We start from the raw sequence: 9,897 nt of genomic DNA, 5'->3' as shown, positions 1-9,897 counted from the left end.
AATTCAGCTGTTAAGACAAGACTGATGAGTTCTAAATCAAAAAGTTTAGGTCTTCTACGTTGATAAATTAAAAGTGTATCTGTTGATATTTTTCGAAGAACTTCCAATATTCTTTCGTAATTTGCAAGTAAGTTGTTCATTGTAAATGTTTTGTAGTTAAAACAATTTACTGATTTTCAATCAAATGAACAACTTTATTCTTTATTAATCAAAATGCACAACGGGTACATTACTATATAATACTATTGAGATTTAATTTATATTTACCGAATCTTGATAACGAACTTGAATTTTACCTTATTATGAAAAAAAGTGCTACAATATATGATATTTCTGAAAAATTGAATATTAGTGCTGCTACCGTTTCGAGGGCTTTAAACGATCATCCTAAAATTAGTCAGAAAACGAAAGAGTTGGTTATGAAAGCTGCTAAAGAGCTTAATTACAAACAAAATACTTTAGCGCAGGCTCTAAAAAGTGGGAAGACAAATAATATTGGGATTATTGTTCCTTATATTAATACAAATTTTTTCTCATCTCTAATTCGTGGGATAGAAGAGGAGTTGTCTCCACATGGTTACCATGTTATTATTTGTCAAAGTCACGAAGATGTAGATTTAGAAAGAAAACAACTAAATACATTATTGAATGCACAGGTTGATGGTATTTTTATGTCTGTTTCTAAAACGACGGAAGATATTTCGCACATAGAAACTGCAAAAGAATCTAATACTCCAATCATATTTTTTGACCGTAAAAAAGATATTGCAGGAATCAGTACTGTAACAATTGATGATTATAAGGGTGGATATTTGGCAACCGAGCATTTGATTAAACAAGGTTGTCGTAGAATTTGTCATTTATCTGGAGATTTGCGTTTAGAGATTTATCAGAATCGTTACAATGGTTATATCGATGCATTGAAAGATAATAAATTAGCTTTTAAAGAAGAATATGTTTTTTCAATTAAAAGTTCGATAGAAGATGGGGTTGAAGCAATAAAAACATTATGGAATTTATCATCGCCACCAGATGGTATTTTCTCGGCCAGTGATTATGCAGCGTTGGGAGCTTGTCAACAATTGAAAAAGAAAAATATAAGCATTCCTGAAGATGTTGCAATAATAGGTTTTAGTAATGAGCCATTTACGCAATATATGGAATTACCTATTAGTAGTGTAGATCAGACACCAGATGTAATGGGAAAAATTTCCGCTCAAGTATTTCTGGAATATATGAACGAAAATTTTTCAGGGATAAGCATAGAAAAAAAGGTTGTTTTAAATCCTCAAATTCATATTCGAAAATCTTCGAAAAGAAAATAGGTTATAAAGAAACGCCTCTTTTCCAAGGGATAAAATCGTTTTGATTTAAAATCTTAGCTTTTACTTTGACTTCACCGCTTGCAACTTTTATGATAAATTCTAAAAGTTCGTTAGCGGTTTCTTCAATTGTTTTATTTCCAGTAATGATTTCTCCCGTATTAAAATCGATAATATCAGGCATTTTTTCTTGTAATGCTGTGTTCGAAGAAATTTTTACAACAGGGGCAACAGGATTTCCAGTAGGCGTTCCTAAACCTGTAGTGAACAAGACGATATTAGATCCAGTTCCGACTAATGCAGTTGTACATTCAACATCATTTCCTGGTGTACATAGCAAATTTAAACCAGGTTTTTTGATATATTCTGTATAATCTAAAACATCTTGAATAGGAGAGGAACCCCCTTTTTTAGCTGCACCAGCAGATTTCATCGCATCTGTTATTAATCCATCTTTTATATTTCCAGGAGAAGGATTCATGTCAAATCCAGAACCAGCGGCAACAACAGAATCTTCGAAATCTTTCATTAATTGTAAAAATCTTTCGGCATCTTTTTCATTCACACAACGATTGATTAATTCTTGTTCAACTCCGCACAATTCGGGAAATTCGGACAAAATGGTAGCACCTCCAATTGCAGCCATAATATCTGATAAATAGCCTAAGGTTGGATTAGCAGAAATACCAGAAAAACCATCTGATCCTCCACATTCTAATCCTAAAACTAATTTAGATAATGGAGCTGGTTTACGTTCAATTTCATTGGCTTTTTTGATTGCTTCGAACGAATCTTTAATAATACCGTTCAACATATTATCAACTGTTCCAGATTTTTGTTGCTCGTAAACGATAATTGGTTTTTGATTATCAGGATTGATTTTATGTAAAGCTTCTTTAAAAATATCAACTTGTAAATTCTGACACCCAAGACTCAGGACTGTTACACCAGCGACATTCGGATTGTTTACATATCCAGCAAGCAATCTTCCTAAAGCTTCAGCATCTTGTCGAATTCCGCCACAACCTCCTTGATGTGTAACGAATTTAACATCAATATTTTTGAATACTCTAGTGTCTTCTTCATCTGTGTCTTGCTCGTTTTCATCAGAATTCTGAATTAACGAACGTAAAAGCAGTTGATGTTTTGATGGTTTTTCGAATAATAATTCTTTTTCGAAAACATCTTTCAAAATTTCAACATTTCTATTTTCGCAAAAAACCAAAGGAAAAAACAACCAAATATTTTCCGTTCCAACTTGTCCGTCTTCTCTGTGATATCCCATAAATGTTTTGTCTTTCCATTTATCGATATTTGGAGGAGTCCATGACGTTGTAGCTGTTTTCTTTTCGACTTTAGAACTTTGATGTTTTACATTTTCAGTCGTAATAACTTCACCTTTTTTTATGTTGCAAACGGCTTTTCCGACAGTAATACCATACATCGTAATCGTGTCATTTTCTACAAAATCTATTGCAGCAAACTTGTGTTTCGCATTCGTATCTTTCTGAATTTCATATTCAGCATTATCAACGACCACAATTTCATTTACTTTTAGGTCAACTAATGCAACAATTACATTATCCGTTGGATTAACTTTTATAGCTTTTTTCTGCATTTTTTTCTCTTAAATCGTTTGGTTGCTATATATTTCATAAGATTTTTCAATTCCATATTCATCAATTAGCCGAAGAGCTTTTTCAATTTCATTTTCTAATTGATTAACCTTTGTCAAATCTTGTTCCCAGAAATTTATATTCTTCAAAACAGAATGACTTATTTGTTGATAATCATTGTTTTTCCAAATATTTCTGAACTCACTTATAATCGCTTCGTCATCATTTATAGGTAATTCTTCATTGTTCCAATCACCTTTGTAAAAACGAATTAAACAAGCCAAAGAAAATGTAATTCCTTTCGGAATTTGATTGAATTTCTCTACATAATCTAATAAACTTGGAAGAACACGAACTTTGAATTTAGAGATAGAATTTAACGCTATACTCGATAAATAGTGCTTGATAAAAGGATTTCTAAATCGATCTAAAACATCTTCTGTATATTCTTTTAATTGTTCTTCTGGTAAATCAAGGATAGGAATGATTTCATTATAAATAATATTTTTAATAAAATCTCCAGCTACTTTGTTATCGATTGCATCACGAACAGTTTCTATACCTAACATAATAGAAAAAGGAACCATTGAAGTGTGAGCGCCATTTAAAATTCGAACTTTAGAAGTACGATAAGGTGCTATATTTTTGACAAGCAAAATCTGTTCATTTGCTTTACTAAAAGGAATTTTTTCTTCCAATTTTTCATCGCCTTCAATTGCCCAAAATAAGAACGCTTCTGAAACGACAATCAATTCATCTTCATAATCTAACTGATTTGTGTAGCTTTCTAAATCATCTTTTGGAAATCCAGGTACAATTCTGTCTACTAATGTATTATGAAATTTATTTGAAGTGTTAATCCAAGTAATAAATTCATTTTCTAAGTTCCATAATTTAGCGTATTCTAAAATATAATCTTTCAAAATAATGGCGTTATTCTCAATTAATTCACATGGAATAATTGTTAAACCTTTGTCAGTATCTCCATTAAAATAAAGATATCTTTCATATAAGAACGCAGTTAATTTTGCAGGAAAATTTTCGTGTGGAGCATTTTCTAATTTATCTTCTGAAGGATCAAATACAATTCCAGATTCTGTTGTATTAGAAAAAACAAATTCCAATTGTTCCTCTTTCGCTAAATTCAAAAAATCTTGGTATTCTTTATAAGGATTAATCGATTTTTGAATCGCAGAAATAACACGATTTTCATCAATCAACTCACCTTTTTTAATTCCTCGAATAAATAAAGTGTACAAATTATCTTGTTCCTCAAAAGTATGAAATGAACTTCCAGAAGGCGTAACTTTTATGTTTGCGATTCCTGCATTAAAATTGGCATCTTTATTCAGTTTATCGATTACATAGTCTGTAAAAGCGCGCATAAAATTCCCACCTCCAAATTGAATAATTTTTATAGGAAGTTCATTTTCTTGATGATATAGTTTTTTATTTAATTTTGTTTTCAAGTTATTGAATTTAAATTGATTATTTAATCACTTTGTATTTTGGTACTAATATTTTCATGACAATCCATGCTGTTAAATATGCAACTCCACAAATTGTAAAAATGATCATATAACCTTTATTGATTCCATCAACTATAATTGCTCCTGATTTTTCTAGATCTGAAAGTAAATTTTCTGGTAATCTTTCGTTAATGTATTGAGGATATTTTTCTAATAATGGTGTACCATCGATAGTTGTCCAGTTTTTGTGCGAATAATCAAACAAAACTCCTGATGATTTGTTGATCAAAAAAGAACCAATTCCACCAGCCATACCACCGATTCCAACTATTGTAGCAATAGCGCTTTTAGGAAACATGTCTCCAACAGTAGAGAAAATATTTGCAGACCAAGCTTGATGTGCTGCTCCAGCAATACCGATGATAATTACAGGAACCCAAAAAGAGGTTGCACCAAGAGGTTGAGCTAATAATGCCAATAATGGAAAGAAAGCAAAAATTAACATTGCGCGCATTCTTCCTGAATATGGATTCATATTTAATTTATCAACAAAATATTTTGGTAACCATCCTCCAATAATTGAAAGTAATGTGATGATGTAAAGAACAAATAAAGGTAAGGCACTTTGTGTACTGTCCATCTTGTAGACTGAGCTTAAGTAGGCTGGAGTCCAGAAAAGATAGAACCACCAAACGCCATCTGTCATAAATTTCCCGAAGATAAAAGCCCATGTTTGTTTGTATTTAAAACATTCAGAAAAACTTAGTTTTCTACCTTCTGTAGATACTCCTGTATTTTCTTCTATATCTTGTTGAATATATTCTAACTCAGCACTATTAACCTTTGGATGTTTGTGTGGTTCTTGGTACAAATAAATCCAAAATCCCATCCAAATAAATCCTAATGCACCGATGATGATAAAAGCCATTTCCCAACCCATCGATTTTGCAATAAATGGAATTGTAAGAGGAGCAGCTAATGCACCAACAGTAGCACCAGCATTGAAAATACTTGTAGCAAACGCGCGGTCTTTTTTCGGGAAATATTCGGCTGTAGCTTTGATTGCTCCAGGGAAATTTCCTGCTTCACCGATTGCTAAAATTAATCGAGCAAAAATAAATAAGCTAACACTTGTTGAAATAATTAATGAGGTGTCACTTACTTTTTCTAAGATTTCTTTTGCTCCAGCAAATCCAATAAGCCAGTTATCTGTAATAAATCCTGCAGTTGCAATTCCACAAAAAGCGTGTAAACATGCACCAATCGACCAAATTGCAATAGCATATAAGAAACCTTTTTTAGTTCCCATTTTGTCAATAAATCGACCCGCAAATAACATACTTACAGCATAAAATATTGAAAAAAGAGCGGTGATATTTCCGTAATCATTATTATTCCAGTGAAATTCTGGAACTAAGTAATCTTTCCAAGTTAATGATAAAACTTGACGATCTAAGTAATTTATGGTTGTGGCAACAAATAGTAAACTGCAAATAGTCCATCTAAAACTACTTGGTTTAATGGAAGTTTCGTTCTTCATTTAGTGTGTTTTTGTGATTTATTATTTTGACTTCTTCCTTTAAATCATATATTTTTTAATTCTTTATAGATTTGTATTGATTCTCCAACTGTTCGTTCAATTTGTGAGTAATCATATTCATTAGATGAATTTTTTGTGAACAATTGTGATCCAATTCCAACACAATAAGCGCCAGCATTTATCCAACTTGCTATGCTTTCTTTTGTAGGCATAACACCTCCGCTTGGCATAATATCCGTCCAAGGCATTGGTCCATTTACAGCTTTTATAAAATCTGGCCCTCCAACTTGGCTTGCTGGAAATATTTTGATGATTTCAGCTCCTAATTCTTCTGCTAAAGATATTTCCGATACAGATCCACAACCAGGCATCCAAGCTACTTTTCTTCGGTTACAAACTTTTGCTACTTCAGGATTTAATGAAGGTGCAACAATAAAATTTGCTCCTAATTGTAGATATAATGCAGCAGTTGATGCGTCTAAAACAGAACCTATTCCTAAGATTAATTCAGGTAATTCTTTTGCCGCATATTTATTTAATTCAGAAAAAACTTCGTGCGCAAAATCGCCTCTGTTTGTAAATTCAAATAATCTTGCGCCACCATCGTAACAAGCTTTTATAATTTTTTTAGAAATTTCGATGTCTTGATGGTAAAAAACAGGAACAATTCCAGTTTCTTTTGCTTTTAAAGCGACTTCTATTCTTGTAAATCGTGCCATTTTTATCTTTTTATTCTTCCTCCAAAATTTCCATTAACTAACTCTAAAATATCATCAACAGAAGCTAAATTTGTGTCACCTAAAATAGTATGTTTCATTGCGCAAGCTGCGTTTGCAAAATTTAAAGCAAATTGATCATCGTGATTAATCAAACCATAAATCAAACCTGCAGCAAATGCATCGCCAGTTCCAATTCTATCAACGACATGGTTGATATGAATTTCTTCTGTTTCTAAATATTCATTGTTAATCCAAGCTCTACCTTGTGTTGCTTGCGAACTTGCATTAATTCCAATTCTAATTTTATCAAACACTTTTTGAATTGATGGAATTTCCTTCATCAATGTTTTAGAAGCTTCAATAAACCCATTTTTATCCGTTAAGAAGTTTGTTTCTAAAATTTCATTAATTTCATTAACACCTCCAATAAAAATGGTTGAATATCCGATTAATTCTTTCAAAATATCTTGTCCTTTTTTACCGTAATTCCATAAATTACTTCTGTAAGCAGGATCAGTTGTGATATGAATACCTTTGGAATAAGCGAATTGTAAACCTTGTTTTAAAGTTTGATAAGCAGATTCTGAAATTCCAGGTGTTATTCCTGTCCAATGAAAAAAGTTACAGTTTTCTAAGGCTTTATTCCAATCAACTTCGTTTGGTTTTATATTTGAAAAAGAACCATTTAATCGGTTATAAGCGATACGACTTGGTCTGACATCAGAACCAACTTCTAAAAAATATAATCCAAGTGGATGTTCATTTTTTTTAATAAATGAAACATCAATTCCTAGACTTTTCATGTAGGAAATAGCTGCATCTCCAACAAAATCATTCGAAACATTTGAGATGTGTTGCGTTTTACAACCAAAAGTAGACAAAGAAGCTGCAACATTCATTTCTGTTCCACCAAAAAAGAATTCTACTTCTTTACTTTGTTGCAAAGTTTTATGATTTGATGGAGAAATTCTCATTAAAACTTCTCCAAAAGTCAAAATATTATTGCTCATAAATAAATCTAAAAATCAAAATATTCTTTTGCATTGTAATAACAGATATCTGATATTGTTTTTCCAACTAATTCAATATCATTTGGTAATTCGCCATTTGCCATTTCTTCTCCGAATAAATTACAGATTACTCGTCTGAAATACTCATGTCTAGGGAAAGATAAGAAACTTCTTGAATCTGTTAACATTCCAATAAAGCAACTTATTAACCCCATATTAGATAGGGCATTTAGTTGTTTGATGATTCCATCTTTTTGATCTAAAAACCACCAACTCGAACCAAATTGCACTTTTCCTTTTACGCTTCCATCATTGAAATTTCCAATCATTGTTGCGAAAATTTCGTTATCAGCTGGATTCAAATTATAGATGATTGTCTTTGTTAATTTATCATTTCCGTCAAGTCTATTTAAGAATTTAGAAAGATTAGCCGCTTGTTTAAAATCTCCGATAGAATCCCAACCTGTATCAGGACCTAAAATACGATGCATACGAGCATTGTTATTTCGAAGTGCGCCTAAATGATATTGTTGAATCCATCCAAATTGGTGATATGTTTCCCCTAAAAATAGAAGTAGGGCAGTTTTGAATTGCTCGATTTGAGTATGATTTAACGGCTGATTATTTCTTTTTGATTCGAAAATTGTATTAATTTCAATATCAGTAAATTCTACGTAAGAAATATTATTCAAACCATGATCACAAATTTTGCAACCGATTGCATTAAACGCTTCAATTCGATTATATAACGCATCTTTCAAGTTTTGGAACGAATTAATTTCGAAACCAACAACTTCAGAAAGTTTATTGATGTAAGAATTGTAATCCTGATTTTCAATTAGAATCGCTTTATCTGGTCGAAAAGCTGTACTAACTTTTGTCTTGAAATTGCTTTTATTTAACGTTATATGATATTCTAACGTATCTGTCGGATCTTCAGTTGTGCAAACCGTTTCAGCATTTACTAAACTTAATAAACCTTGACAAGATTTATCTGCTTGTTGTAATTGAGCGGAAGTATTCTCGAAAATTTCTTTTGCGTTATTTTCGTTCAATAATTCATCGATTCCAAAATATCGTTTTAATTCTAAATGAGTCCAGTGAAATAAAGGATTTCGAAGCGTATGAGGAACCGTTTTCGCCCACGCTTCAAATTTTTCTAAATCAGAAGCATTTCCTGTGATGCAATTTTCGTTAATTCCTAACGTTCGCATTGCACGCCATTTGTAATGATCTCCAGCAATCCAAACTTTCGAAATATTTTCAAAAACTCTATTTTCTGCAATATCTTTTGGCGATAAATGATTGTGATAATCTATAATAGGAAGTTTTTCAGCATAGTTGAAATACAATTCCTCGGCATATTTATTTTGTAATAAAAATGTATCAGTTATAAATGATTTCATATAATATTTAAATTTTACTCGTTTGATGGTTTACCTATTGTTGCTAAAATTCCTCCATCGACATAAATGATTTGTCCATTAACAAAATTACTCGCTTCCGAAGCTAAGAAAACCGCTGTTCCAGCTAAATCTTCGGGATTTCCCCAACGACCAGTCGGCGTTCTGTTGATAATAAATTCGTTGAAAGGATTTCCGTCCACACGAATCGGCTCTGTTTGTGAAGTTGCAAAATAACCAGGTCCGATTCCGTTTACTTGAATGTTATGTTTTGCCCATTCTGTAGCTAAGTTGCGCGTTAACATTTTCAATCCACCTTTTGCCGAAGCGTAGGCAGAAACATTGTCTCGTCCCAATTCGCTCATCATCGAACAAATATTAATTATTTTTCCAGTTTTACGCTCAATCATTCCTTTTGCAACCAATTGCGACATGATGAAAGGACCAACTAAATCGACATCGATAACTTTTCTGAAATCTTCGACATTCATATCTACCGCAAGAACGCGTTTTATAATTCCAGCATTATTCACAAGAATATCAATTTTACCATGATTCTTTTCGATCAATTCAACTTGTTCTTTTGCTTGTGGTTGATCAGTTACATCAAAAATATATCCTGTTGCAGTAAATCCTTTACTTTTATAATATTGTAAAGCTTCTTCTAATTTTGAAGGAGTTGTACTTGTAATTGTAATCTTCCCTAAAAACCGGAACGTTTAAAAATATAGTTTATTAACTTAGGGATAATTATGAAACAAAGCAATTTTACAGAAGTTCAGATCGTCAAGATCTTATCAAAACAAAATCAAGGCAAA

Annotated in this window: 7 protein-coding genes and 2 pseudogenes; 1 reads left to right on the top strand and 8 read right to left on the bottom strand. The window is 31.9% G+C overall.

Features of this window, described 5'->3' with window-relative positions:
* A pseudogene (locus G0Q09_RS15275) lies at nt 1-140 on the bottom strand (IS982 family transposase); the annotation flags it as partial.
* A gap of 162 nt (nt 141-302) precedes the next feature.
* On the opposite strand from G0Q09_RS15275, the gene G0Q09_RS14150 reads away from it, so the two are divergent.
* Nucleotides 303-1,325, top strand: coding sequence for a LacI family DNA-binding transcriptional regulator (locus G0Q09_RS14150; RefSeq protein ID WP_038330468.1), 1,023 nt, complete (start codon nt 303-305; stop codon nt 1,323-1,325).
* A gap of 1 nt (nt 1,326) precedes the next feature.
* On the opposite strand, the gene G0Q09_RS14145 is transcribed toward G0Q09_RS14150, so the two are convergent.
* The 7 genes and pseudogenes from G0Q09_RS14145 to G0Q09_RS14115 form a co-directional block, all read right to left on the bottom strand.
* A complete protein-coding gene (locus tag G0Q09_RS14145) occupies nt 1,327-2,940 on the bottom strand; it encodes a UxaA family hydrolase (RefSeq protein ID WP_219035364.1) in 1,614 nt (537 codons plus the stop codon).
* A gap of 9 nt (nt 2,941-2,949) precedes the next feature.
* Complete coding sequence (locus G0Q09_RS14140) at nt 2,950-4,407, bottom strand: tagaturonate reductase (protein WP_219035363.1); 1,458 nt, start codon at nt 4,405-4,407, stop codon at nt 2,950-2,952.
* Between the two features lie 19 nt (nt 4,408-4,426).
* Complete coding sequence (locus G0Q09_RS14135) at nt 4,427-5,947, bottom strand: MFS transporter (protein ID WP_219035362.1); 1,521 nt, start codon at nt 5,945-5,947, stop codon at nt 4,427-4,429.
* Between the two features lie 44 nt (nt 5,948-5,991).
* Nucleotides 5,992-6,666: a bifunctional 4-hydroxy-2-oxoglutarate aldolase/2-dehydro-3-deoxy-phosphogluconate aldolase gene (locus G0Q09_RS14130; RefSeq protein WP_219035361.1), complete on the bottom strand. Its 675-nt coding sequence runs from the start codon at nt 6,664-6,666 to the stop codon at nt 5,992-5,994.
* Nucleotides 6,667-6,668: 2 nt separating this feature from the next.
* The gene (locus G0Q09_RS14125) at nt 6,669-7,676 is read right to left on the bottom strand and encodes a sugar kinase (protein WP_219035360.1); all 1,008 of its coding nucleotides are present in this window, start codon (nt 7,674-7,676) and stop codon (nt 6,669-6,671) included.
* Between the two features lie 8 nt (nt 7,677-7,684).
* Nucleotides 7,685-9,082, bottom strand: a complete 1,398-nt coding sequence (gene uxaC, locus G0Q09_RS14120; RefSeq protein WP_219035359.1) for a glucuronate isomerase — start codon at nt 9,080-9,082, stop codon at nt 7,685-7,687.
* A 14-nt stretch (nt 9,083-9,096) separates the two neighbouring features.
* Nucleotides 9,097-9,765, bottom strand: a pseudogene (locus tag G0Q09_RS14115) (gluconate 5-dehydrogenase); the annotation flags it as partial.
* Between the last annotated feature and the right edge of the window lie 132 nt (nt 9,766-9,897).

Source organism: Empedobacter falsenii (genome assembly GCF_019308355.1).
Taxonomy (GTDB): Bacteria; Bacteroidota; Bacteroidia; order Flavobacteriales; family Weeksellaceae; genus Empedobacter; species Empedobacter falsenii_B.
Note: the sequence above shows the minus strand (reverse complement) of the source record. Positions and strands in the feature narration are given on the sequence as shown.